Below are 24,122 nucleotides of genomic sequence, written 5' to 3'. Positions count from 1 at the left end.
CGCGCCGAAGGCTGGTTGACTGACTCCCATGCGGTACGGATACAAGGCCAGCGCCGAGCAGTTCTCGCCCGCCGAGCTGCTCGACCTCGTCGTGCTCGCCGAGCGGGTCGGGCTCGACAGCGCGTTCATCAGCGACCACCTGCAGCCGTGGCGGCACGAGGGCGGCCATGCCCCGAACGCCGTCGCCTGGCTCGGCATGGCGCTCGAGCGCACCGAGCGCCTCGTGCTCGGCACCTCGGTGCTCACGCCGACGCTGCGCTACCACCCGGCGGTCGTCGCGCAGCAGTTCGCGACCCTCGGGCAGGTGCACCCGGGCCGGCTCATCCTCGGCGTCGGCACCGGCGAGGCGCTCAACGAGCAGGCGATCGGCGTCGAGTACCCAGAGCTCAAGGAGCGGTTCGCGCGGCTCCGCGAGGCCGTGCGCGTGCTCAAGCGGCTCTGGACCGACGAGCGCGTCGACTTCGACGGCGACTACTACTCGCTCAACGGGGCGACGATCTACGACCGGCCGGCGGAGCGCATCCCCGTCTACGTCGCCGGCGGCGGCCCCGCCACGACGCGCTACGCCGCCCGCTTCGCGGACGGTCACATCTGCACGTCCGGGAAGGGCGACGAGTACTACCGCGACACGATCGTCGCGAACCTCGAGGAGGGCCTCGCGCAAGCGGAGCGCGACTCCGCCGAGGTCGACCGGATGATCGAGATCAAGGTCTCGTACGACCGCGATGCCGACGCGGCGCTCGAGAACACGCGCTTCTGGGCGGCGCTCTCGCTCTCGCAGGAGCAGAAGCACGACGTGCACGACCCGCTCGAGATGCAGCGGCTCGCCGACGAGCTGCCGATCGAGCAGGTCGCGAAGCGCTGGATCGTGGGGTCGGATGCGTCGCGGGTCGCGGGCGAGATCGGCCACTACGCGGAGCTCGGCTTCACCCACCTGGTCTTCCACGGGCCGGGGCATGACCAGCGGCGCTTCCTCGAGCAGTTCGCCGAGGACGTGCTGCCGCTGCTGCCCGCGCGCTGAGTCATCTTCAACCGGACAGCCGGTAGGGCGCGACAGATATCTCCTCGCCCTACCGGCTATCCGGTTGAGGCCCGCTCGACTCGTCAGGCGGCGGCGCTCGCCGTCGCGACCCGCTTCACGAGCGGCAGCGCCGCGGCCGTCGCGCCGAGCGTCACCGCGACCGCGCCGACCGTCAGCAGCGCCCACGTGATGACCGAGTCGGCGCTCGACCACCAGAGCATGAACGACGGCAGGATGAGCAGCAGCGCGACCCCGGCCGCGCCGCCGACGCCCACGACGAGCGGCATCGTCACCTGGCGCACGAGCGAGGCGCGCATGACGGGCAGCTCGACGCCCATCCGGTGCATCGCCTGGTGCTCGCGGCGCTGGTCGAGCACCTTCGCCGACTGCGCGATGCCCGCGAGCACGGCGCCGAGCACGCTCGCGATCGCGATCGTGAGCGCGGCACCCGTCGCGATGTCGGCGCCGAAGGGGTCGCCCGGCGCGGCGGCGGCGGGCGCGAGCGACGCGAAGCCGCCCGCCATGACCGCGATCGACATCGCGCCGACGATGTTGAACGCCCCGCGGGGGTCGTCGATCACGCGGCGGGCGGCGATGAGCGTCGCGGGCCTCCGCGCCGCCTTCGCGACGATGCGCGCGACGATCTGGATCATGAGCGGCCCGATGAGCGAGTAGGCGAGCACGACGACCGCGATGAGCGCGATCGTGAACGACATGTCCGCGGGGATGAGGTCGAGCACGACGACGGCGACGTAGGCGCCGCCGGCGAGGGCGAAGCCAACCGCGCGCCAGAGCGAGAGCCGCTTCTGGCCCACGCGCTGCGCGACGCCGAGCGGCGTGACGTGCACGCGCCGGAGCGACGCGAGCGCGGCGCCGAGCGCCGTGAGCAGCACCGCGACCGCGGCGGCGAGCCAGATCCACGCGGGCGGCAGCAGCTCGGCGACCGTGAACGGCAGCCCCTGGAACTCGATGCGGGCGATCCCGGGCGTGACCGCGAGCGCGAGCATCGCGCCGACCACGACGCCGACGAGCGCTTGCGCGACCGCGTCGAGCACCGCCATGGTCGAGACCTGGCTGCGCGTCGCGCCCGCGAGGCGCAGCGCGGCGAGCCGGTCATCGCGGCGCGCGAGCGCGAGCCGCACCGCCGCTTGCGCGAGCGTCCAGACGGCCGGCAGCAGCAGCGCCGCCGCGACGAAGGCGAGCGTGACGATGAGCTCGCCGTCGAACCGGTCGACCCGACCCTCGTCGACCCGCACCTGGAAGGCGTTGACGCCGCCGAGCACCGCGAGCAGCGCCGCGGTCGCGAAGGCGAAGGCCGTCGCGCTCAGCACGTCGGTCGCGCGGGGTCCCGTGGCGCGGAGGAGCCGCGCCCAGAGCGTGACGGCGGTCATCGCGAGGCCTCGATCCCGGGCTGCTGCACGGGGTTCGGCACGTGCGCCTCGCTGCGCGCGGCACCGTAGGAGGGGTGCTGCGGCAGCGGCATGGCGGCGGATGCGGTGCCGGGCACCGCGTACGACGGCGCAGCACCCGACTGCGGGACGCCCGACTGCGGGACGCCCGACGGTGCCGCGTGCGCGGCCGCCGGGACGGCATCCGCTCCGGCGTCCACGCGCCGCTCGTCGCTCACGATGCGCCCGTCCTGCAGCCGCACGACGCGCGAGCACATCGCGGCGACCTCGGGGTCGTGCGTGACGACGACGAGCGAGGCGCTGTGGCCGAGCGTCGCGCCGATGAGCAGGCTCATGACCGCGTCGCCCGTCGAGCGGTCGAGCGCGCCGGTCGGCTCGTCGGCGAAGACGATGCCGGGGGAGCCGACCAGCGCACGGGCGATCGCGACGCGCTGCGCCTGGCCGCCCGAGAGCTCGCCCGGCCGGCGGCCGAGCATCTCGCCGAGCCCGAGCCGGTGCAGCAGGGTGCCGGCCGCCGCCTCGGCGCCCGTGCGGGCGGTGCCGCCGAGCATGAGCGGCAGCGCGACGTTCTCGATCGCGGGCAGCTCGGGCAGCAGCTGGCCCGACTGGAAGACGAAGCCGAAGTCGCTGCGGCGCAGCTTCGTGCGCTCGCCGTCGCGCATCGATGCGAGGTCGCGGCCGCGCCAGACGACGCGGCCCGACGCCGGCGCGACGATGCCGGCGAGCACGTGCAGGAGGGTCGACTTGCCCGAGCCCGAGGGGCCCATGATCGCGACCGCCTCCGGCCCGTCGGCGCCGATCGTGAGCGAGACGTCCGCGAGCGCTGGCGCCGCGGCGTTGCCCTGTCCGTAGGTGTGGGTGAGCCCGAGGGCCTCGAGTCGGTTCGTGTGCATGGATCCATCGGAGCACCGGGCACCCGGGCCGGGCCAGCGCATCCGCCGCCTTTGCATCGCCCGGGGGAGGTGGATCATCCGGGCGGATGAGTCAGGTCGCCTTCCGTAGGCTGATGGCGTGAGGACCGATCGAGCGACGCCCGCCGCGGTGCCGGCGCCCGGGCCCGCCCGACCGATGGTCGCCGCGGAGGGCACGACGACGCATCCGCTCGCCATCATCCCCGCCGCGCTCGTCTCGAGCGCCGCGGTGCTGCTCTTCTGGGCGCTGAGCGACTGGGGCTACCTGCCGCTCGTGCTCGGCGTCGTCGGCGGCATCCTCACCGACCGCGCAGGGCTCTCGCGCAAGCTCGGGCAGGACCTCGCGATCATCGCGATCGCCCTCACGTGGATCAGCTTCATCTCGCTGCACGCCGACCTGAGCGACGCCGGGATCCTGCGCTTCACGATCGCGCTCGGCGGCGCAGTGCTCATCCCGTACTCGATCTCGCGCTGGCTCTACCGCGACCACGCGGTGCGCTTCCCGTGGGCCGGCGGCCGCTGGACGCGCCGCATGTGGACGTACCTCGTGGTCGTCGTGCTCGCCGCCTACCTCATCCTGCCCTTCTACTTCCTCACCTCGGGCGTCTACCGCAACTGGCCCGCCGTCGAGGACTGGAACATGATCGCGCGGCTGTTCATGGGCGTGAACGCCGTGGGGCTGTGGGACGAGCTCTTCTTCATCTGCACCGTCTACACGCTCCTCATGCGCCACTTCCGGCCGTGGCTCGCGAACGTCCTGCAAGCGGGCATCTTCGTCTCGTTCCTGTGGGAGCTCGGCTACCAGTCGTGGGGGCCGCTGCTGACCATCCCGTTCGCGCTCGTGCAGGGCCTGATCTTCTCGTGGACGAAGAACCTCCTCTACGTCGTCACGGTGCATCTGCTGTTCGACGCGGTCGTCTTCCTCGTGATCGTGCACGCGCACCACCCGGGCGCGCTGCCGATCTTCCCGCTCGTGCACGGGTTCTGACGATTCCTCTGGCGCGAGCGGATGCGTCGGCGTAGCCTCGCGCGCATGGCCATCGCACGCTTCCCCACCCTCGTCATCGACTGCCCGGATGCGCTCGCGCTCGCGCGCTTCTACGGCGCGATGCTCGACTGGCCGATCGTCGACGAGAACGACGACTGGGTCGAGATCAAGGCCGACGACGGCCAGATGCTCTGCTTCCAGCAGGTCGAGCAGTACGCGGCGCCCGAATGGCCGGGGCAGGAGCACCCGCAGCAGATGCACCTCGACGTCGACGTCGACGACCTCGACGACGCGGAGGCGGCGGTCGTGGAGCTCGGCGCGACGCGGCACGAGCACCAGCCGGGCAAGACCTTCCGCGTCATGCTCGACCCGGCCGGCCACCCCTTCTGCCTCTGCGTCGAGTAGCTCGCGCTCGCTCGGCGAGCGCGGGACCTAGGCTCGAGAGGTGACCACCGTGCTCCTCGACGTCGACACCGGCATCGACGACGCCCTCGCCATCCTCACCGCTGCGCTCTCGAACGAGATCGACCTCGTCGGCTGCTCGGTCGTGTGGGGCAACGTCGACGTCCGGCAGGGCGCCCGCAACACCTCAGAGGTGCTGCGGCTCGCGGGGCACGGCGACGTGCCGATCGCGGTCGGCGCCGCCGGTCCGCGGAACGGCGCGGTAGCCGTCTACTCGCCTCGCGTGCACGGCGACGACGGGCTCGGCGGATGCGCCGACACGGCTCACGAGCCGGAGCTCGCGCCCGAGAGCGCGGTCGAGCTCATCCTGCGGCTCAGCCGCGAGCACGCCGGGAGCCTCGAGATCGTCGCCGTCGGGCCGCTCACGAACCTCGCGGCCGCGCTCGACGCGGATCCCGAGCTGCCCGAGCGCATCCGCCAGGTCACGATCATGGGCGGCGCGGCGCTCGCGCCCGGCAACGTGTCGGCGACGGCCGAGGCCAACATCTGGCACGACCCCGAGGCGGCGCAGGTCGTCTTCGACGCGCCGTGGGAGCTGACGATGGTCGGCCTCGACGTGACGATGACGTCGCTCATCACCGACGCGCACCGCGAGCGGCTGCGCGCCGGCGGCGAGGTCGGGCGCTTCTGCGACCGCATCCTCGACTTCTACCTCGACTTCTACGAGGGCTACACGGGCGAGCGCGCCTCGGGCAACCACGACGCGCTCGCGCTCGCGGTCGCGACGGGGCTCGTGCGCACGACGCTCTCGCCGATCGTCGACGTGCACGTCGACTGCTCCGACGGTCCCGCGCGCGGCCGCACGGTCGCCGAGCTCGAGGGCGAGTGGGGCGAGTGGCCCGAGCCCGAGGGCGCCCGGCACCGCGTCGTGATGGAGGTCGAGCCGGGCTTCGAGGACCGCATGGTCGAGCTGCTCGCTGCCGCGCGCTGAGCGCCGAGTGCAGCCGTCTCAAGCGACGGCGCCCATCCGCCGCACCGCCTCCTCGATGACGTCGGGGCGGGTGCCGAGGTTGAAGCGCACGTGGTTCGCGCCGCCGGTGCCGAACGCCTCGCCGGCGCTCAGCCCGACGCGCGCCTGCTCGAGGAAGGCCTTCGCCGGCCCGCTCGAGAGGCCGATGTAGCCGGGGTCGGGGCGCGCCGCCGGGTCGGCGACGCGGGTCTCGCGGCAGTCGAGCCACGCGAGGAACGTCGCCTCGCCCGGCCGCCAGCGGATCGCAGGCGCGTGCTCCGCGAGCAGCCGCCCGAGCAGCGCGCGGTTCTCGCGCAGGCCCGCGAGCACGTCGTCGAGCCACGCGCCGCTCTCGGCGAAGGCCGCGACGTGCGCGATCGACGCGAGGTGCGAGGGGCCGTGGCTCACGACCTCGGCGATCGACGCGAGGTCGCTCGCCGTCTCCTCGCCGCCGACGATGAGCGCGGTGCGGAGGCCCGCGAGGTTGAACGCCTTCGACGCGCTCGTGAGCGAGAAGCCGCGCGGATCCACGGTCCAGTAGGGCGTGAGCTGCGCGTCGAACAGCAGCGGCGCGTGGATCTCGTCGGAGATGACCCGCACGCCGTGCCGATCCGCGATCGCCGCGACCCGCTCGAGCTCCTCGCGCGAGTGCACCGTGCCGGTCGGGTTCTGCGGGTTGCACAGCAGCAGCACCGCGAGGCTCCGCCCGTCGGGAGCGGCGCCGCCGACGCGCTCGCACGCCGCCTCGAGCGCGTCGAGGTCGAGCCGCAGGTCGTCGCCGAGCGGCGCCTCGACCACCTGCCGCTCCGCGTGCACCGAGTAGGCGTGGAAGGGCGGGTAGACCGGGCTGTTGACGATCACCGAGCCGCCCGGCGGCGTGAGCTGCCGGATGAGCTCGAACGCGCCCATCATGACGTCGCTCACGAGCGCGGTGCGCTCGACGACCACCTCGGCGCCCCAGCGCTCCGCGGCGAAGCCCGCGAACGCATCCGCGTACCCCGTGCCGTGCAGGTAGCCGGTGTCGCCCCGCAGCATCGCGTCATGGACGGCGCGCGTGATCGGCTCGGCCGGCACGACGTCCATCTCGGCGACCCACATGGGCAGCACGTCGGGCTCGAAGAAGCGCCACTTGATGCTCGTGCGCTCGCGCAGCCGGTCGAGGGGCACCTGCTCGAAGGGGTTGACCATGCGCACAGCATCTCAACCGGACAGCCGGTAGGGCGAGGCGAATGCTGTCGCGCCCTGCCGGCTACCCGGTTGAGCCGCGCGCAACGGGCTCAGGCGACCTGCTCGAGCAGCCCCGTGTCGACGTCGTAGAGGAAGCCGCCGACCTCGGCGCGGTCGCCGATGAGCGGGTGGGAGCGCACGCGGTGCACGTCCTCGATGATCGAGAGCCGCTGCTGCTCGATCGCGCCGAGGTCGAGCCACGACGCGTCGACGCCCGCCGCCTGCGAGATGTCCATGAGCAGCTCGCGCTCCGACTTCGACGCCATCGCGCAGCGCGTGTGCTGCACGAGCAGCACCCGGTTCACGCCGAGCAGGTTGACGCCGAGCACGAGCGCGACGAGCGTGCGCTCGGTCGCGCGGCCGCCCGGGTTGCGGAGGATCTTCGCGTCGCCCGGGACGAGCCCGATCATGCCGAGCGGATCGATGCGCGAGTCCATGCACGTGACCATCGCGACACCCGCCTTCGCAACGCCGTCGAACCCTTGCAGGGCGAAGGTCTCGGCGAAGGCGCGGTTGTGCTCGAGGAGGTCATCGAAGGCGTTGCTCATGTCAATGAATCTAGTGCGAGCATGACCGCATGGAGATCCGCGCCCTCGCCCAGCAGATCGACGCGATCTCGCGCCGCTACGCCGAGGTGTACGGCTTCGAGCGCGACGCCGACTGGCTCGTGCTCAAGCTGCAGGAGGAGGTCGGCGAGCTCGTGCAGGCGTGGCTCGCGAAGACCGGCCGCCAGCGCGACAAGGGCCACAGCCCTGCGGAGATCGATCGCCGCTTCGCGCTCGAGCTCGCGGATGCGCTTGGCATGCTGCTCGCGCTCGCGGCGGCCACGGGGGTCGACATCGAGCAGGCGATCGATGACAAGTGGCTCGTCTGGGATCGGCGCGTCTCGCAGCGCGCCGGCGAGGCGGATGCGCCCGAGCACGACTGACGCCCCGCATCCGATCGCCCCGCATCCGATCGCGATGGTGCCGCCGCTGAGGTCGCCCCGATAGCCTGCCGCCATGACGCAGACCGCCATCATCGTCGGTGCCGGACTCGGCGGGCTCGCGGCCGCCCGAGCGCTCGAGACCGCCGGCTGGCACGTGCGGGTGCTCGAGGCCGCGCCGAAGGTGCGGGCCATGGGCGCCGGCATCAGCATCACGAGCAACGGGCTCGAGGCGCTCGACGAGCTCGGGGTCGGGGATGCCGTGCGCGAGCAGGCGGTCAAGGCCAGGCCCGAGGGCGTCTTCACCGATCAGGGCACGCGCCTGCAGCAGGGCTTCGCGCACGAGTCGAGCGCCGTGCACGCGATCCACCGCGGGACGCTGCTCGAGATCCTGCGCGGCGACCGCGAGGTCGAGACGGGCATGCGCGTCGTGGGCGTCGCGGACGGATCGAGCGGTCGCCCGAGCGTCACGATCGAGCACGGCGCCGCCGACCCCGACTCGCGAGACGCGCGCTCGGAGCGGCAGGCGCGCGCCGACCGCTCGCTGGGCATCAAGGTCGGCCGACGGCTGCAGCGCGCCCTCGAGCCGGGCGATGAGCCGATCGACCGCCGCGCCGAGAAGCGGGCGACGAAGCAGCAGGTGCGCGTCGCGGCCGAGGGCCGCTTCGAGACGCTCGAGGCCGACCTCATCGTGGGCGCCGACGGCATCGACTCGGCGGTGCGCAAGGCGCTCTGGCCGAAGGCCGCGACCGACTACTCGGGCGCGACGTGCTGGTACGGCGTCGTGCAGGCGGAGTCCGACTCGCCGGCGGGCGCCCGCCAGTACCTGGGTCGGGGCGCCGAGTTCGGCATGGTGCCGATCGACGGCGGCCGCATCTACTGGTGGGGCATGGCGCACGCCCGGATGGGTCGGCACGCGCCGGATGAGCTCGAGGCCGCGCGCGAGCGCTTCGACACGTGGGCGCCCGAGGTGCGCGACCACATCGCCGCGACCGCGCAGGCATCGATCACGCGCCGCGACCTGCACTGGCTCGCGACGCCGCTGAGGACCTTCCACCGCCCGGGGGTCGTGCTGCTCGGCGACGCGGCCCACGCGATGCTCCCGACCCTCGGCCAGGGCGGCAACCTGACGTTCGAGGATGCGGCGACCCTCGGCATCCTGCTCGCCGACCACCCGCTCGAGCAGGCGCTCCGCGCCTACGACAGCGAGCGCATCCGCCGCACCGACCGCTTCAAGCAGCTCTCCCACCGCCTCGCCCGCACGACGACCGAGACGCGCAGCTCGGTGCTCGTCGCTGCCAGGAACGGCGCCTACAGCCTCATGCCCGCGATGCTCGCCGAGATCGCCGGCGACTGGATGCTGCACTGGCGCAGCCCGCGCGCGAAGCGCTGATCGGGGCGTTGTGGGCGACACGCCCGAGCGCGACATGGGCAGTTCTCCCCATAGGCCTCTCCCAGGTGCGGGCGCTACCGTTCTGGGTAGCCCGGCTGGGGCCCCGCAAGGGAAATCGGGCTATGAGACAGGGATCCGGCGCATCGCGCCGGAGTGCAAGGGCCTCAGGGACGGGGCGTTGCACGACTCGGCGAGAGCCGGTCGTCCACATCAGAGAAGGGGCTCGACTGGGGTCGGGCCCCTTCTCTCGTCTGCGGATCTATCGCCGAGCTCGTTCCGCCAGCAGCATCGGGAAGATGAGCTCGCGGTTGAGCGGCGCCTCCGCCTCGTCGTCGATGCCGAGCGCCGGGTCGATCCAGCGCACCGCCTCGATCTCGGCGCGCGCGTGCGGCTCGATCACGTCGCGCGTGCGGAACACGCTCGCGCGGAGCGCGAAGCCCGCCTCGTTCGCGGCGCGCGTCTCGAACTCCCCCATCGGCTCGATGCGGTCGAGGTCGATCTCGACGCCGAGCTCCTCGAGCACCTCGCGCACGCCGCACTCCGCCGCGCTCTCGCCGGGCTCGGGCTTGCCGCCCGGCAGCATCCACGCGGAGGTGCCCCGCTTCCGCACCGTCAGCACCGCGCCGTCGGCGCGCTCGAAGCAGATCGCCGAGACCGTGATGACGCCCATGCGACCAGGCTAGGCGGCTCGGCTACGGGCGGCGGTAGGCGCTGCCGTCAGCTTCGCGCTCGAGGAGGCGGGCGTCGACGAGGTCACGGCGCAGCGTCGCGGGGTCGTCGGTGATCGCGGCGAGCCGCTCCGTCACCGCCGCCTCGGGGGCCGTGGTCCCGGCGGGCAGCGCGCGCTCGGCCGCCCACGCGAGCAGCGCCGCGCGATCGCCGGGGCGCTTCGGCCACACCGCGATGCGACCCTCGCGCACGAACCGGTCGATCCCGCTCGCCGCGGGGCGATGGCCGAGCAGCGGCGTGAACGGATCGGCCGGCTCGACGGCGCCGTCGACGACGGTGACGAGCCCTGCGCGCTCGAGGGCCCGGACCTCGCGCTGCGCCCGCGCCGTGAGCGCCGAGACCTGCACGGGGGAGCGGTTCGCCGCCCCGAGCACGATGCGAGCCCACGCGAGCCGTCGGCCCTCATCGGCGAGCGTCGCGGCGATCGGCCTCCACGCATCTGTCATGTCCTCATGCTGGCAGGGGACTTCTCCCCATCGCATCTTCAGCGTCGCGCTCCTACGGTAGAGGCGTCGGCACCGATCGGGGCCGGCGGTCGAAGACTTCGAGGGAGTGATCATCGCATGAGCGATTTCGGCGCATCGTATGCAGAGATGGAGTCCGTGGCGGGCAAGCTCGACACGGGCAAGGAGGACATCTCGGGTGTCCTGAAGGACCTGAAGGGTCAGGTCGACACCCTGCTGGGTGAGGACTTCAAGACGCAGCACGCGTCGGGCAAGTTCGGTGAGGGCTACGAGGAGCTCACGTCGGGTCTCGAGAAGGCGATCGAGGGCATCTCCGAGATGGGTGAGGCGCTGCGCGGCATGATGCAGGCGATCCAGTCGCTCGACGAGCAGCTCGCCGGCAGCTGATCGTGCCGCTGTAGCCGGCGGGCGCGCTGCTGCGCCCGCCGGCTCTTCGCATCCCATCCCAATCCGACTCGGAAGGATCACCGTGGACGTCATGCTCGACCTCGAGCGCCTCAAGCAGGCTCGCACGAGCCTCGGCAGCGCTGTCGAGAGCTTCAAGGGCGCGAGCTCGTTCAACAACGACCTCGAGCGCGCCGTCGCCGAGCCGGACGACCGGAGCTCACTCCGTCGCAAGGTGAGCGACTTCGAGTCCGACTGGAACGGTCGCCGCGGCGACCTCACCGAGATGCTCGAGGAGATCCACAAGGGCATCGACACCATCATCACCGAGTGGGATCGGTGGGACACCGAGACCGCCGCAGAGCTCGAGCCGACGGGAACCGTCCGATGACCTACCGCTCACCGACGGCCGGCTACGCGCTGCGCCCGCTCGCGGGCAACCCCGACAAGATCGAGACCGACGCCGCGAGCTTCATCCGCCTCGCCGACGACCTCGACGCGCTCTCGAGCGAGCTGCAGGCGATCGGCACCTCCGACGTGCACAGGTCGAAGGGCACGGATGCGCTCGCCGAGCTCGCGCTCAAGGCCAAGCCCGAGGTCGACAAGGCTGAGCAGCGCTACCGCTCCACCGCCGAGGTGCTGCAGGCGTACGCCCCGCAGCTGCGCAAGGCGAAGGACTGGATCGACGATCACCAGGAGTCGATCGAGCAGGCCGAGCGGGATTGGGAGGCCGCCGTCGAGGCGGCGGAGGACGCGCGCCGTGAGCAGCGCAGCCTCACGCGGGTGATGCCGTGGGAGGACGACCCGACCGACGCCGAGCTCACCGCCGCCCAAGGCGCGGTGTCGAGCGCCGAGGGTGCCGAGTCGACGGCCAAGGGGATCCGCGACGAGCGCTGGGAGTCGTTCGAGACCGTCTTCTCCACCTGGTCGGACGCCTACGACGACGCGGTCGCCGGCGTCGACGGCGCGATCGAGGCGGCGGGCAACAACGACGGCTTCTGGGAGGGGCTCGCCGACTTCCTCGACATCCTCGGCTGGGTCGTGACGGGGCTCGCGATCATCGCGCTGTTCGTCTCAGGGCCGATCGGCCTCGCGCTCATGGCGCTCGTGGTCGTCGGATCGCTCGTGCTGCTCGCGGGCAAGATCGCGCAGTACGCGACGGGCCGCACGACCTGGCAGGACGTCGCGCTCGCCGGCTTCGCGCTCGTCACGCTCGGCGCGGGCGGCGCGATCGCCCGGGTCGCGAGCAAGGGCGCGCCGACGCTCAGCGGCGCGATCGGCGCCACTCGCGCCGCGGCGCGACCGGCGATCCGCTCGGGCATGCGCGGCCCGACCCTCAACCCGTTCACGTGGCACCGGCCGCTCTCGAACCGCGTGAGCGCGTGGGGGCAGGCCCGCGCCGCGACGCCGCGGCCCGGCATGCTCGTCAACGGCTTCGACTCGATCCGCTTCGGCGGCACCGAGACGGGGCGCACGCTGCAGTTCCTCAACACCGCTCGCAGCAACCTCCGCCAGTACCCTGGCGTCGTGAACGGCATCGACGACATGATCGCGCGAGCGACGCCGAGCGTCGCCTCGCAGGTCGGGCAGTTCTCGCTCTGGAGCGTCGGCACCGGGCTCGACCTCGGCGACAAGTTCGGCCTCGTGCCGAAGTCGGACCCGCTCGTGCGCCTGTGAGCATCGCGATCGCTCCCGCGCGAGCCCGGTCCCCCTGGGAGCGCGCGTACCGCATCGCGACGATCGCCGCCGCGGTGCAGTTCGGGTGGGTGTTCTTCATGGGGCTCCTCGCCGGCGGGCAGTTCCTCGCCGACGAGTGGCCGCGGTGGGACCCGCTCGCCGAGTGGCCGGTGCTCGCCGTGCCCGCGTGGCTCACGATCGCGATCGGCGCAGTCGCGGCAGCGGCGGCCATCGCGATGGCCGTGCGGCGCGAGGTGACGGATGAGGTGGGCGTGGCCTTCCAGGACCTCGCGACGGGCGTGCTCCTGCTCGGCCTCCTCCCGGTCGGGCTCGCTCGCGCGTACGCCGGAGTGGGCGTGCCGGACGGAGCGCTCGGATGGCACTGGATCGCGTCGCTCGTCTTCGTCGTGACGCTCCTCGCGCTCGTGGTCCGCGTCGTCCGCGCCTCGCGCGCGAGCCGCGCGCCTCGCGCCGGGCGGTCGTCGTGAGCGCGGCGTCGCTCCGCGAGGAGCTGACGCGCGAGTCGCCGCGAGGCTTCCGCATCGCGTTCCCGCCGGGCTGGCGGCACTACCCGGTCGACGATCGCGGCCGCGCCGCGCTCCTGCGCGACATCGCCGAGCGCGCGAAGCTCGTCGGCCGACCCGATGTCGACGCGGCACTGCGCCGCAAGGCGCGAGAGCAGTTCGACGGGCTGCGCCAGAGCCGGGGCGTCGCGATGTACGTGCCCGGTGCCGAGGCGACAGCCGAGAGCGGCATGCCGATGTCGGTCGTCGCCTCTCGCTGGCTCGCCCCGGCGGGCACGCCGCTCGAGGCGGACGTGCGCGCGCGGGCGGGGGCCGAGGTCGTGCGCATCGACATGCCGCACGGCACCGTCCTCCGGTGGGTCGTGGACCGCGACGGCGCATCCACTCGAGAGGGCGTGCTGACGCGCACGGTCTCGTACGTCCATCCGGAGCCGGGCGACGACGCGCGGCGCGGCATCCTGCTCACGGCCGGCATCCTGCACCTCGGCACCGACGAGACCGATCGCATGGCCGATGCGCTCGTCGAGCTCGCCGACGCGATCGTGGAGACGTTCCGGTGGAGCTGAGCGACCCGGTCGCGCACTTCGACGCCGACCCGGATGTGTGGGTGCCGGTGCCGCTCGGATTCCCGAGCGAGCGCTGGCCGACGCCGCAGGCGTGGGCGGCGCGAGCGGCGGCCGATCTCGCGCCGTTCTGGAGACTCGACGACCTGCAGCGCGCCGACCTCGAGCACATGGCGCTCGTCATCGCGTCGAGCCCGACTCCGCTGCCCGGGCCGGTCGCGAGGTTCTGGCACCTGCCGCTCGAGCCGGGAGTCTCGCGCGTCGTGCACGCCTACGCCGAGCCGTTCGAGCCCGATTGGCGCGAGCGCATCGAGGAGTGGGCGACCGACGGCTACGAGGGGGCGCTCTTCCAGCGGGCCGAGCCGCGCGCATCCGAGGTGTTCGGCACGCTCGTGTGCACGAGCGCGCTGTGGCCCATCCCCGGCGAGCCCGGCGCCGCGGCAGCGGTGCTGCGCGTGATCGGCGCGCTCGACGACATGATCGTCGTGATCGAGGTGCTCGACGCCGACCTCTCCGTCGCCGCGCGGCTGCTCGAGCCCGCGGTCGGGCTCGCCGAGTCGCTGCGGCTCGGACCTGCCGCATGACCGCGGCGGTCGCGGCGCTCGCCGCAGCTCAGCCCGCCGTGCGCGTGATGAGCTTCGAGAGCACGATCGCCGAGCGCGTGTGGTCGACGGTCGCGGCCGCCCGCACCTTCTCGAGCGCGTCCTCGAGCGCGATGACGTCGCGCGCCCGCATGATGACGATCGCGTCGGCCTCGCCCGTCACGGTGCCGGCCTCGACGATCTCTGGCACTCCGGCGAGGATGCGCTTGAGGTCGGTGGGGGAGACGGTGCCGCGACAGAACAGCTCGACGTACGCCTCCGTGGCGAGGCCCTCGACCGCGGGATCGACCTGCACGGTGAAGCCGCGGATCACTCCGTCGGCGACGAGCCGGTCGATCCGCCGCTTCACGGCAGAGGCGGAGAGGCCGACCTCGGCACCGATGTCGGCGTAGCCGGCCCGCGCATTGAGTCGCAAGCGGTCGATGATGCCGTGGTCGATTCGATCCATACGCACGAATCTACAGTGCCGACCGGCTGACTTGCACGAAACTTGCGTGCGGACCCGCGCATTTGCGTCGATCCGTTGCGACCCTGGATGCATGCAGCAGACGACCGACGCGCGCACCGAGTCCGCGAACCCCCGAATCGCGAGCACGCAGGCCGCGACCGCGCAGCTCGGCCCCGACGCCCGAGCGGCCGTGCACAAGACCGTGCTCATGTGCCGGCCCGACCACTTCACCGTGAGCTACCGCATCAACCCGTGGATGAACCCCGAGCTCCCGACGAGCACGCCGCTCGCGGTCGAGCAGTGGCAGTCGCTCCACGACGCCTACCGCTCGCTCGGCTACGACGTCGAGCTCATCGAGCCCATCCCCGGCCTCAACGACATGGTCTACGCCGCGAACGGCGGCTTCACGCTCGATGGGCACGCCTACGGCGCGAAGTTCACCTACGACGAGCGCGTGCCCGAGGGCCCCGCCTACATGTCGTGGTTCGAGGCGAACGGCTTCGAGGTGCACGAGCCGCGCGCGATCAACGAGGGCGAGGGCGACTTCCTGCTCTCGAACGGCGCGATCCTCGCCGGCCACGGCTTCCGCACGACCCTCGAGTCGCACGACGAGCTGCGCAGCATCTTCGATCGCGAGGTCGTGAGCCTGCGCCTCGTCGACCCGTCGTTCTACCACCTCGACACCGCCGTCGCGATCCTCGACGAGTCGAACATCGCCTACCTCCCGAAGGCGTTCGACGACGCGAGCCGCGCGGAGCTCGAGCGCCGCTACCCCGACGCGATCCTCGTCGACGACCAGGACGCATCCGTGCTCGGCCTCAACTCCTTCGGCGACGGCCGCACGATGCTCATCGCTGAGCGGGCGACGGGCTTCGAGCGGCAGCTGCGCGAGCGCGGCTTCGAGACCGTGGGGCTCGACCTGAGCGAGCTGCTGCTGGGCGGCGGCGGCATCAAGTGCTGCACCCTGGAGCTGCGACGATGACGACGGAGGCGACCATGACCCAGACGACGGATGCGGTGAGCCGCACGACGCCGAGCGAGGCCACGCGCGACGCGATCGAGCAGGTCGAGGCGCACGCGGCGCACAACTACCACCCGCTGCCGGTCGTCGTGACCGAGGCGGAGGGCGCGTGGGTCACCGACGTCGACGGCCGCCGCTACCTCGACTGCCTCGCCGCCTACTCGGCGGTGAACTTCGGGCACGGCAACCCCCGGCTGCTCGCCGTCGCGCACGCGCAGCTCGACCGCGTGACGCTCACGAGCCGCGCCTTCCACTCCGCGGCGCTCGGCCCGTTCGTCGAGGCGCTCGCGGCGCTCGCCGGCAAGGACATGGTGCTGCCGATGAACACGGGCGCCGAGGCGGTGGAGTCGGCGATCAAGGTCGCGCGCCGCTGGGCCTACGAGGTGAAGGGCGTGCCGGCGGGCGAGGCCGAGATCATCGTGATGGAGGGCAACTTCCACGGGCGCACGACGACGATCGTCTCGTTTTCGGACGACCCGGATGCGACGACGGGCTACGCGCCGTTCACGCCCGGCTTCGTGCGCGTGCCGTTCGGCGACGCCGCGGCGCTCGAGGCCGCGATCACGCCGCGCACCGCGGCGGTGCTGCTCGAGCCCATCCAGGGCGAGGCTGGCATCAAGATGCCGCCGGCCGGCTACCTGCAGCGCGTGCGCGACATCACCTCGCGAGAGCGCGTGCTCTTCATCGCCGACGAGATCCAGTCGGGGCTCGGCCGCACGGGAGCGACGTTCCAGTGCGACAACGAGGGCGTCGTGCCCGACGTCTACCTGCTCGGCAAGGCGCTCGGCGGCGGCGTCGTGCCGGTGTCGGCGGTCGTCGCCGATGCCGACGTGCTCGGCGTGCTGACGCCCGGCTCGCACGGCTCGACGTTCGGCGGCAACCCGCTCGCCGCGGCGGTCGGGCTCGAGGTCGTGCGGATGCTCTCCGAGGGGGCAATGCAGGCTCGCGCTCGCGAGCTCGGCGAGCGCTTGCACGCGGGCCTCGCGGAGCTCGTCGGCCACGGGGTCACCGAGGTGCGCGGCGTGGGGCTGTGGGCCGGGATCGACATCGATCCCGCGGTCGGCACCGCGCGCGACGTGTGCGTGCGGCTGCTCGAGCGCGGCATCCTCGCGAAGGACACGCACGGGCAGACGGTGCGGTTCGCGCCCCCGATCGTCATCGAGGAATCCGACCTCGACCTGCTCATCGCCGCGTTCCGCGAGGCCGTCAGCGCATCGCGCTGACGCCCGCGCGGGTCACGGCTCCGGCGTCGCGCCCATCGGGTCGGCAGCCTCGGCGGCGCCGTCCGCGCCGGCCGGCTCGATGCGCTCGCCCGCGCCATCGCCCGCGAGCTCCTCGGCCATGATGCCGAAGAGGTTGCCGTCGGGATCGAGCAGGGTCGCGAACCTGCCGAGCCCCTCCATGTCGGCGGCCGGGACGACGACCGAGCCGCCGAGCTCGAGCGCTCGGGCGACGACCGCATCCGCGTCATCCACCCCGACGACGATGTTCGCGCCCTTGACGGGTGCATCGGGGCCGGGCGGCGGGCCCTCCCGCCGCGCGAGGCCACCGTTGATGCCGATGCCCGGCCCCTGCATGCTCGCCGCGCCCTCGCCGGTGAAGATCGACCAGTACTCGAGGTCGCCGTAGCGCTCGAACCGCCAGTCCAGCAGCTCGCTGTAGAAGTCGATGAGCCGCTGCGGCTCGCTCGCGTGGATCTCGAAGTGCACGACCAGGCTGCTCATGCCGCGACGCTACGCCGTCCGTCGCGCTCGCGCCAGGGGCTCCGGCCGCCCAGCACTTGCGACGCGGGGTCAGCCTGCACGCATAGCAGAAGGGGAGTATGGTCGCGGGGTGGCTGAAAGCATCCTCCTCGGGCACGCACCCAGGCCGACCGACGGCGCGCAGCTCGCGAAGCGCATCCGCACCGTCGTGATCGCCGCCGAGCCCGCCGGCATCGCCTGCACGTCGATCATCGACGCCGAGCTCGACGGCGCCGACATCGCCAGGCTCCACCTCGACCTGACCGGCTTCATCCTCGCCGGCGAGGTCGACCGCGATCGCGCGCGGCTCGAGCCGCAAGGGGCCTCGGTGGGCTGGGAGTCGGCCGTGCTGCGCGACCTGCGCGTGCACGCGAGCCCCATGCACGTCTCGGGCGCCGACGTGACGCTCGACGCACAGCTGACCGACGTGCCGTTCACCTGGATCGAGACCGATCTCGGCGAGCTCGCGGTCGACCTCGCGCGCCCGACCGCCGATCGGCCGCTGCACGGGCACGCGATGGTGTCGGTGCCCAAGGCACAGATCGGCAAGGCGGTGCTGGGCCTCGCCGAGTCGGCGCTGCTCGACCACGGCGTCTCGGTCTCGAAGCTCGAGCTCGACGTCGAGTCGACCGGGCCGCGCGACCTGCGCATCGCCGTCGACGCGAAGGTGCGCAAGGGGCTGCTCGGCGCCTCGGTGCGCGGCACCGCGAGCGCGTCGATCGACGACCGCATGGGTGTGACGCTCTCGGACATCCAGGTCGACAGCGGCAACCCGCTCGTGTCGGCGATGCTCGGCGCGATGCGCGGCAAGATCCAGGCCTACGAGGGCCGCCGCATCGACCTCGCCTCCGAGCTGCCGGCCGGCGTCAGCCTCGCCGAAGTGCAAGTGAGCGTGACGGATGCCGTGACGATCGAGGCGCGGCTGGTCTAGCCGGGGCTTCGGCACGCCGAGGGCGCCCTCGGCGCCCGCAGCGGCTCAGCCAGCGGGGACGAGCGCCTCAGGCGCGAGCCGGAGTCCCGACGCCTCGAGGCGGCGCCGCGACTCGTCGGCGTCGATCCAGTCGAGGTGCGGGAACGCGCCGAGCGGCACGACCGAGTGGAGCACCGTCGTCGGGTAGACGTGCACGAGGTTGAAAGCGCGCGCGCCGTCGCGGCCGCGCGTGCCGCCGACCGGCACGTTGAGGTCCTGCGTGTAGCAGGTGGCGGAGGCGACCGACACGGGGATGCCGCCGAACGTCGCGGTCGACGAGTAGTGCAGGTGGCCGGCGAGGATCGAGCGCACGTCGGTGCCGACGAGCGCCTCCTCGAGGTTGCGCTGGTCGCGCAGCTCGACGCTCGCCGCGAGCTCGAGCACGCTCGGCACGGGCGGGTGGTGCATCGCGAGGATCGTGCCGTGCGGCGCGGGCTCCGCGAGCTCGGCGCGCAGCCACTCGAGCTGCTCGTCGCCGACCTCGCCGTGGTGGCGGCCCGGCACGGTCGAGTCGAGCGTGATGATCCGCAGCCCGCCGACGTGCGTGACCGCGTCGATCGGCGCATCCGAGGGGGCCTGGCCGAGCAGCTCGGTGCGGAACGCGCGCCGCTCGTCGTGGTTGCCCATCACCCAGACGACCTGCGCGTCGAGGTCCTCCGCGACGGGGTCGACGATCCGACGGAGGCGACGGTACGCATCCGCCTCACCGCGGTCGGCGAGGTCGCCGGTGAAGACGATCGCCTCGGGCCTCGCCCCCGATGCCTCGAACTCGTCGAAGAGGCGGCGGAGGTGGTCCTCGCTCGCGACGCGGTCGTAGAGGCGGCCGCCGCCGGCGAGGAGGTGGGTGTCGGAGATGTGGAGGAGGAAGTGGTCCGGCCGGGGGTGCTCGGCGGATCGGGTTGTCACGATTCGTCCTGTTCCAAGGTGTCGGCTCTTCATCGAACTTGCTCGGAGGCTAGTCCAGCGCACGCGCCCGAACGCGACGTGAACGCGGCGTGTACGAGCGAGAACACGCCGCTCCGGCACCGGATTCCGGGGAAGTACCATGGGATGTACCCCGAGGAGAGGAACGGCGCGCCCAGTGGCAGACGAGCACGAGCGGAAGGTCGACGACCCGGACAGCGTCTTCACGCCCGCCCGACCGGTCTCGCGCATCCGCGTCTCGGAGGCTCCCGAGCTCGTGGTGCTGCCGTCCGGCGGCCGCTTCAGCCGCTTCGATCGGGCCGACGTCGTGCTGCAGAAGGGGCGCTACGCGCTGCTGAGCGGCCACATGACGCCGCACGAGTCGATGGTCGAGGACCTCTTGGCGCTGCGCGATGCGCTCGACGCCGCCGACATCCCGTGCCTGCTCGTGCGCGACGACGACGGGCGGCCGATCGTGGCGGTCGACCGGGCGCTGCGCAAGCAGCTCGCGGCCGCGCTCGCCGAGGCGTTCGCCGAGGAGCCCTTCTACGCCGAGGCGATCGCGCCCGAGAAGGCGCTCGGCTTCGGTGCGGTGCTGCTCGGCGACGGCCGCCTCGCGGGGCACCGCAAGGCTGGCGCCATGCGGGTCTACCGGCCGCGCGTCGCCCCCGCGGGCCGGCTGCGCTACGGCCGCGAGACGGCGGTGCAGCTCGAGCTGTGGCGCTTCGGCGACGAGACGCTCGAGGCGCCGCTGCCGAACGCGCTCATGCGCGCGACGATGCCCCGCAGCGAGGCGGTCGTCGACTCGGTGCTGCGCTACGGCCGCGAGTGGCAGACGATCCGCGACATGTGGGAGCCGCTCGCGAGCGACGTCCCGTTCGACATCGACATCGTCTTCTCGTGGGTCGACGGCTCGAGCGACGAGTTCCAGCGCGAGCGCGCGAAGCGCATGCAGGCGTACGTCGTCGGCGAGGGCGACGACTCGGAGGCGCGCTTCCGGCAGATCGACGAGCTGAAGTACGCGCTGCGCTCGGTGCACATGCACGCGCCGTGGGTGCGCCGCATCTTCATCGCGACCGACTCGCCCGCGCCGGAGTGGCTCGCCGAGCACCCGATGGTGACGATCGTGCCGGCGGAGGCGATGTTCGCCGACCCCTCGGTGCTCCCGACCCACAACTCGCACGCGGTCGAGGCGCAGCTGCACCACATCGAGGGGCTCAGCGAGCACTTCCTCTACTCGAACGACGACATGTTCTTCGGGCGCCCGTTGAAGCCGGATGTGTTCTTCTCACCGGGCGGGATCACGAAGTTCGTCGAGGCCACGACCCGCATCGGCATGGGCGAGACGCACGCCAAGCGATCGGGCCACGACAACGCGGCGCGCACGAACCGGCGACTGCTGCGCGAGCGCTTCGGCGCCATCACGACCCGCCACCTCGAGCACTGCGCCGCGCCGCTGCGGCGGAGCGTCATGGCCGAGCTCGAGGCGGAGTTCCCGGAGGACTTCCGCCGCACGGCCGCGGCGCGCTTCCGCTCGCCGACCGACATCTCGGTGACGAACTCGCTCTACCACTACTACGCGCTCATGACCGGGCGGGCCGTGCAGCAGCGCGACGCGAAGGTGCAGTACATCGAGACGACGCTCAAGAAGGCGCTGCCGGCGATGCAGCGGCTGCTGAAGCGGCGCGATCAGGACATGTTCTGCCTCAACGACGGCTCGTTCCCCGAGATCTCGGTCGAGGAGCGCACGGCCGCGGTGCGCGAGTTCCTCGAGGCGTACTTCCCGATCCCGGCGCCCTGGGAGCGGCAGGCCGTGACCGCCGCTGCCGCGAGGGCGGCGGCCTCTCGCTGAGCGGCATCAGCCGAGCAGCGCGTCGACCTCGCCCGCCGTCGGCACGCTCGACGAGCTGCCGCGGCGCGTGACGGTGATCGCGCCCGCGGCGCCGGCTCGGCGGATGGCCTCGTCGATCGGGAGGCCCCTGGCGATGGATGCTGCCAGGTGCCCCGCGTAGGCGTCTCCCGCGGCCGTCGTGTCGACGACGTCGACCCGCAGCGCCTCGTGGAGCGTGACCGACCCCGCGGTCACGAGCACGCTGCCCTCGCCGCCCATCGTGATGAGCGCCGCGCCAGCGCCCCTATCGAGGAACCAGCGCCCGGCGCGCTCGGCCGACTCCCGCGAGTCGACCTCGATGCCGGTGAGCAGGCTCGCCTCGGTCTCGTTGGGCTTGACGAGGTCGATGAGCGGCCAGATCGCGTCGTCGAGCGGCACCGCGGGTGCCGGGTCGAGGATGACCGTCATGCCGGCCTCGCGCGCGAGCCGGGCCGCGACGAGCGTCGTCGCGAACGGCGTCTCGAGCTGCGTGAGCAAGACGCGCGCGGTGCCGGCGAGCGCGGCGAACGCGCGCTCGAGCTGCGCGTCGTCGAGGGCCGCGTTCGCCTCCGGGATCACGACGATGTCGTTCTCGCCGCGCTCGACGACGCGGATGTGGGCGACGCCCGTGTGACCGGGCACGGTGCGCACGTGCTCGAGGTCGACGCCGGCGGCGCCGAGGCTCGACGTCACGAGACCCGCGAACGCGTCGTCGCCGACGCATCCGACCATGTGCGTCGTCGCGCCCGCCCGCGCCGCGGCGACGGCTTGGTTCGCGCCCTTGCCGCCGAGCTGGAGCTCGAAGGAGTCGCCCGAGAGCGTCTCGCCGGGCTGCGGCGCGCGGGGTGCGAACGCCGTCACGTCGACGTTGATCGAGCCGACGACGAGCACGGCGCCGACCGCCACGCCCGCTGCCTCGCCCATCGCGCTCACGCCAGCGCGTCCGGCACGGGCTCGGCGCCGAGCACGTGCTGGTCGCAGAAGCCGAGCACCGCCTCGTTCCACGTGCGCGCGTTCGAGGGCCGCAGCACCCAGTGGTTCTCGTCGGTGAACTGCAGGAAGCGGTGCGGCATCGCCTCGGGCGAGCCCGGCCAGCCCGACACGAGATCCCACCACAGCCGCAGCGCCTCGCTCACCGGCACCCGGTAGTCGCGGTTGCCGTGCGTGACGAGCATCGGGGTCGTGATGGCGGATGCGTGGTGGTGGGGCGAGTAGGCGCGGTACCAGTCGGGCAGCTCGTCGGCGTGGCCGTGCACGCGCACCTTCTGCGCCGCGGCATCCGTCGTCGCGTGCTGCTGGTCGAGCGCCCACAGCCCCGCGTGCGTCACGATCGCGCGGAACCGCTCGGTGTGCCCGGCGATCCAGTTGGTCATGTAGCCGCCGAACGAGCCGCCGAGCACCGCGGTGCGCTCCTCGTCGAGCTCCGCCCGCTCGAGCACGGCGTCGAGCAGCGTCTCGCACTCGCGCCAGACGACGTCGGCGAGGCGCGGCCAGCCGCGGTTGAGGCCCGCGTGACCGTAGCCGGTCGACATCGCCGGGTCGGGCAGCAGCACCGCGTAGCCCCGCGCGACCGCGAGCCACGGGTTCCAGCGCCAGCTCCACGCGTTGTAGGAGCCGTGCGGGCCGCCGTGGATCCAGAGCATGATGGGCGCGGGCTCGGCGGCGCTCGCGGCGTGCGGCGTGCAGAGCCAGCCGCCGACCGTCACGCCGTCGACGTCGGCCTCGACCCACTCGAGCGTTCCGGGCAGCTCGCCGATGCCGCCCGGCGCCGGGATGCTCGCCGAGCTGCCGTCCTCGAGCGAGATCCGCACGGGCGCCGCCGGCGTCACCATGTCGGTGCGGAGCGCGAAGACCGCGCCAGCCTCGGCGGCTGGCGCGAGCGCCGCGTGCGGTGCGTCATCGACGAGCGTGCGCACGGCGCCCGTCGCGACGTCGACGACGAGCACGGCACCGCGCGAGTGCAGGTCGCCCACGACGATCAGGGTCGACGCATCCGCCCACGCGTAGTCGGTGATCGTGACGTCGCCGACCTCGACGGTCACGGGGTCGCCGCCGTCGAGCCGGTGCAGCTCGAGGAAGTCGTAGGTCGTGTCGGTCGGCGTCGAGGTCGTCAGGCGCGTGACGGCGACGCGCGTGCCGTCGGGCGAGACGGCCGGGCCGCTCCACTGCTCGCCGGCCGTCGCGGGCAGCAGCTCGCGCCGCTCGAGCGACGCGGTGTCGATGAGCGCGATCGACGAGCGGGTCTCACCGCCCGCGACGCGCTCGGTCCAGGTGGTGACGATCGCCGACCCGTCGGGCACGAGGTCGGCGGATGCGTTCACGAGCGCGACCGTGTCGGCGTCGGGCGTGAGGTCGCGCAGCTCGCCGCTCGGGGAGACGAGCACGAGCCGGGGGCTCACGTCGCCGACCTCGTGGTCCCAGTAGCGGATGGGCATGCCGGTGTGCCAGATGCCGGTGCGCTTCGCGTCCTTGCGGGCCTTCCGGCGCTCGGCGTCGTCGTCGAGCGAGCCGCCCGCGAGCACCTCGGTCGTCGCGAGCAGCGACCCGTCGTCGGCGACCGCGACGAGGCTCAGCCCGCCCGGCGCCGACGCGACGACGCTCGCCTCCCCTCGCTCGGGCAGGCGCCAGATCGCTGGCACGTCCTCGTCGGCGCCGCCCGTCGGGTCGGGCCGCGCCGAGGAGAAGAGCAGCGAGCCGTCGGGCGCGAAGCGCGGCGCGCTCTCGCCCTTGTCCGACCACGTCAGCCGACGCGCGTCCCGCTCACCCGCGGGGTCGAGCTCCCAGAGCGACGAGACCATGCGCGAGCCGTGCTCGTCAGCCTGCGCGATCGCCGCCACGAGCCGCTCGCCGCCCGGCGAGGCCGCGAGCCCCGCGAAGCGCGGCAGCCGCAGCAGGCCGTCGATGTCGGTGAAGTCGTCGAAGCGCGCGGAGTGCATCCCT

Annotated in this window: 27 protein-coding genes; 16 read left to right on the top strand and 11 right to left on the bottom strand. The window is 72.9% G+C overall.

The features are described 5' to 3' along the window. Window positions 1-28 precede the first annotated feature (28 nt). Window positions 29-1,021 carry a glucose-6-phosphate dehydrogenase (coenzyme-F420) gene (gene fgd, locus JSQ78_RS08660; RefSeq protein WP_211447032.1) on the top strand — a complete coding sequence of 331 codons (993 nt, stop codon included), beginning with the start codon at window positions 29-31 and terminating at the stop codon, window positions 1,019-1,021. 83 nt (window positions 1,022-1,104) lie between these two features. Here the strand turns inward: fgd and JSQ78_RS08655 are convergent, their stop codons facing one another. Beyond that, complete coding sequence (locus tag JSQ78_RS08655) at window positions 1,105-2,412, bottom strand: FtsX-like permease family protein (protein ID WP_211447031.1); 1,308 nt, start codon at window positions 2,410-2,412, stop codon at window positions 1,105-1,107. Next, the gene (locus JSQ78_RS08650; RefSeq protein WP_249295568.1) at window positions 2,409-3,323 is read right to left on the bottom strand and encodes an ABC transporter ATP-binding protein; all 915 of its coding nucleotides are present in this window, start codon (window positions 3,321-3,323) and stop codon (window positions 2,409-2,411) included. Before JSQ78_RS08650 ends, JSQ78_RS08655 begins: the two co-directional genes overlap by 4 nt. A gap of 175 nt (window positions 3,324-3,498) precedes the next feature. On the opposite strand from JSQ78_RS08650, the gene JSQ78_RS08645 reads away from it, so the two are divergent. The 3 genes from JSQ78_RS08645 to JSQ78_RS08635 are packed head-to-tail and all read left to right on the top strand — an operon-like array spanning window position 3,499 to window position 5,722. Beyond that, window positions 3,499-4,329, top strand: coding sequence for a CPBP family glutamic-type intramembrane protease (locus JSQ78_RS08645; protein ID WP_211450572.1), 831 nt, complete (start codon window positions 3,499-3,501; stop codon window positions 4,327-4,329). A 45-nt stretch (window positions 4,330-4,374) separates the two neighbouring features. Further along, complete coding sequence (locus JSQ78_RS08640) at window positions 4,375-4,734, top strand: VOC family protein (protein WP_211447029.1); 360 nt, start codon at window positions 4,375-4,377, stop codon at window positions 4,732-4,734. 40 nt (window positions 4,735-4,774) lie between these two features. Further along, window positions 4,775-5,722 carry a nucleoside hydrolase gene (locus JSQ78_RS08635; RefSeq protein ID WP_211447027.1) on the top strand — a complete coding sequence of 316 codons (948 nt, stop codon included), beginning with the start codon at window positions 4,775-4,777 and terminating at the stop codon, window positions 5,720-5,722. 18 nt (window positions 5,723-5,740) lie between these two features. Here JSQ78_RS08635 and JSQ78_RS08630 read toward each other — a convergent pair whose 3' ends face one another. Continuing rightward, window positions 5,741-6,928, bottom strand: coding sequence for a MalY/PatB family protein (locus JSQ78_RS08630; protein ID WP_211447025.1), 1,188 nt, complete (start codon window positions 6,926-6,928; stop codon window positions 5,741-5,743). Between the two features lie 89 nt (window positions 6,929-7,017). Next, window positions 7,018-7,515 carry a beta-class carbonic anhydrase gene (locus JSQ78_RS08625; protein WP_211447024.1) on the bottom strand — a complete coding sequence of 166 codons (498 nt, stop codon included), beginning with the start codon at window positions 7,513-7,515 and terminating at the stop codon, window positions 7,018-7,020. A gap of 29 nt (window positions 7,516-7,544) precedes the next feature. Here JSQ78_RS08625 and JSQ78_RS08620 point away from each other — a divergent pair, with 29 nt between their 5' ends. Together JSQ78_RS08620 and JSQ78_RS08615 are read left to right on the top strand one after the other, a co-directional pair. Beyond that, the gene (locus JSQ78_RS08620; protein WP_211447022.1) at window positions 7,545-7,895 is read left to right on the top strand and encodes a nucleoside triphosphate pyrophosphohydrolase family protein; all 351 of its coding nucleotides are present in this window, start codon (window positions 7,545-7,547) and stop codon (window positions 7,893-7,895) included. A gap of 73 nt (window positions 7,896-7,968) precedes the next feature. Next, window positions 7,969-9,285 carry an FAD-dependent monooxygenase gene (locus tag JSQ78_RS08615; RefSeq protein ID WP_211447021.1) on the top strand — a complete coding sequence of 439 codons (1,317 nt, stop codon included), beginning with the start codon at window positions 7,969-7,971 and terminating at the stop codon, window positions 9,283-9,285. Between the two features lie 259 nt (window positions 9,286-9,544). On the opposite strand, the gene JSQ78_RS08610 is transcribed toward JSQ78_RS08615, so the two are convergent. Together JSQ78_RS08610 and JSQ78_RS08605 are read right to left on the bottom strand one after the other, a co-directional pair. Then, window positions 9,545-9,955 (bottom strand): NUDIX hydrolase, encoded by a 411-nt coding sequence (locus tag JSQ78_RS08610; protein WP_211447020.1) that lies wholly within the window; start codon window positions 9,953-9,955, stop codon window positions 9,545-9,547. 22 nt (window positions 9,956-9,977) lie between these two features. Next, on the bottom strand, window positions 9,978-10,460 hold the full coding sequence (locus JSQ78_RS08605) for a DUF2087 domain-containing protein (protein ID WP_211447019.1): 483 nt from the start codon (window positions 10,458-10,460) through the stop codon (window positions 9,978-9,980). Window positions 10,461-10,607: 147 nt separating this feature from the next. Between JSQ78_RS08605 and JSQ78_RS08600 the strand changes: the two genes are divergently transcribed. The 6 genes from JSQ78_RS08600 to JSQ78_RS08575 all read left to right on the top strand — a co-directional run bounded on the left by JSQ78_RS08600 (window position 10,608) and on the right by JSQ78_RS08575 (window position 14,210). Further along, window positions 10,608-10,865, top strand: coding sequence for a WXG100 family type VII secretion target (locus tag JSQ78_RS08600; protein WP_021064990.1), 258 nt, complete (start codon window positions 10,608-10,610; stop codon window positions 10,863-10,865). An 82-nt stretch (window positions 10,866-10,947) separates the two neighbouring features. Further along, window positions 10,948-11,253, top strand: coding sequence for a hypothetical protein (locus JSQ78_RS08595; RefSeq protein ID WP_021010515.1), 306 nt, complete (start codon window positions 10,948-10,950; stop codon window positions 11,251-11,253). Further along, window positions 11,250-12,539, top strand: coding sequence for a hypothetical protein (locus JSQ78_RS08590; protein ID WP_211447018.1), 1,290 nt, complete (start codon window positions 11,250-11,252; stop codon window positions 12,537-12,539). Before JSQ78_RS08595 ends, JSQ78_RS08590 begins: the two co-directional genes overlap by 4 nt. Then, on the top strand, window positions 12,536-13,027 hold the full coding sequence (locus JSQ78_RS08585; RefSeq protein WP_211447017.1) for a hypothetical protein: 492 nt from the start codon (window positions 12,536-12,538) through the stop codon (window positions 13,025-13,027). Before JSQ78_RS08590 ends, JSQ78_RS08585 begins: the two co-directional genes overlap by 4 nt. Continuing rightward, window positions 13,024-13,629, top strand: a complete 606-nt coding sequence (locus tag JSQ78_RS08580) for a hypothetical protein (RefSeq protein ID WP_021010512.1) — start codon at window positions 13,024-13,026, stop codon at window positions 13,627-13,629. Before JSQ78_RS08585 ends, JSQ78_RS08580 begins: the two co-directional genes overlap by 4 nt. Beyond that, window positions 13,620-14,210, top strand: a complete 591-nt coding sequence (locus tag JSQ78_RS08575; RefSeq protein ID WP_021010511.1) for a hypothetical protein — start codon at window positions 13,620-13,622, stop codon at window positions 14,208-14,210. The genes JSQ78_RS08580 and JSQ78_RS08575 overlap by 10 nt, the downstream gene beginning before the upstream one ends. Before the next feature lie 28 nt (window positions 14,211-14,238). On the opposite strand, the gene JSQ78_RS08570 is transcribed toward JSQ78_RS08575, so the two are convergent. Further along, window positions 14,239-14,676 (bottom strand): Lrp/AsnC family transcriptional regulator, encoded by a 438-nt coding sequence (locus JSQ78_RS08570; RefSeq protein ID WP_021010510.1) that lies wholly within the window; start codon window positions 14,674-14,676, stop codon window positions 14,239-14,241. Window positions 14,677-14,767: 91 nt separating this feature from the next. Between JSQ78_RS08570 and ddaH the strand changes: the two genes are divergently transcribed. Both ddaH and rocD read left to right on the top strand, forming a co-directional pair. Then, complete coding sequence (ddaH, locus tag JSQ78_RS08565) at window positions 14,768-15,658, top strand: dimethylargininase (RefSeq protein ID WP_211447016.1); 891 nt, start codon at window positions 14,768-14,770, stop codon at window positions 15,656-15,658. Between the two features lie 14 nt (window positions 15,659-15,672). Next, a complete protein-coding gene (gene rocD, locus JSQ78_RS08560; protein WP_211447014.1) occupies window positions 15,673-16,920 on the top strand; it encodes an ornithine--oxo-acid transaminase in 1,248 nt (415 codons plus the stop codon). A gap of 12 nt (window positions 16,921-16,932) precedes the next feature. Here rocD and JSQ78_RS08555 read toward each other — a convergent pair whose 3' ends face one another. Beyond that, the gene (locus JSQ78_RS08555; protein WP_211447012.1) at window positions 16,933-17,421 is read right to left on the bottom strand and encodes a VOC family protein; all 489 of its coding nucleotides are present in this window, start codon (window positions 17,419-17,421) and stop codon (window positions 16,933-16,935) included. Between the two features lie 109 nt (window positions 17,422-17,530). On the opposite strand from JSQ78_RS08555, the gene JSQ78_RS08550 reads away from it, so the two are divergent. Then, a complete protein-coding gene (locus tag JSQ78_RS08550; RefSeq protein ID WP_211447010.1) occupies window positions 17,531-18,370 on the top strand; it encodes a hypothetical protein in 840 nt (279 codons plus the stop codon). A gap of 45 nt (window positions 18,371-18,415) precedes the next feature. Here the strand turns inward: JSQ78_RS08550 and JSQ78_RS08545 are convergent, their stop codons facing one another. Further along, complete coding sequence (locus JSQ78_RS08545; protein WP_249295565.1) at window positions 18,416-19,315, bottom strand: phosphodiesterase; 900 nt, start codon at window positions 19,313-19,315, stop codon at window positions 18,416-18,418. A 274-nt stretch (window positions 19,316-19,589) separates the two neighbouring features. On the opposite strand from JSQ78_RS08545, the gene JSQ78_RS08540 reads away from it, so the two are divergent. Further along, the gene (locus tag JSQ78_RS08540; protein WP_249296024.1) at window positions 19,590-21,164 is read left to right on the top strand and encodes a stealth family protein; all 1,575 of its coding nucleotides are present in this window, start codon (window positions 19,590-19,592) and stop codon (window positions 21,162-21,164) included. 6 nt (window positions 21,165-21,170) lie between these two features. On the opposite strand, the gene rbsK is transcribed toward JSQ78_RS08540, so the two are convergent. Together rbsK and JSQ78_RS08530 are read right to left on the bottom strand one after the other, a co-directional pair. Then, on the bottom strand, window positions 21,171-22,106 hold the full coding sequence (gene rbsK, locus JSQ78_RS08535; RefSeq protein WP_211450571.1) for a ribokinase: 936 nt from the start codon (window positions 22,104-22,106) through the stop codon (window positions 21,171-21,173). A 5-nt stretch (window positions 22,107-22,111) separates the two neighbouring features. Next, window positions 22,112-24,118 carry a S9 family peptidase gene (locus tag JSQ78_RS08530; RefSeq protein WP_211447004.1) on the bottom strand — a complete coding sequence of 669 codons (2,007 nt, stop codon included), beginning with the start codon at window positions 24,116-24,118 and terminating at the stop codon, window positions 22,112-22,114. Between the last annotated feature and the right edge of the window lie 4 nt (window positions 24,119-24,122).

This window comes from Agrococcus sp. Marseille-Q4369, from assembly GCF_018308945.1.
GTDB lineage: Bacteria > Actinomycetota > Actinomycetes > Actinomycetales > Microbacteriaceae > Agrococcus.
Note: the sequence above shows the minus strand (reverse complement) of the source record. Positions and strands in the feature narration are given on the sequence as shown.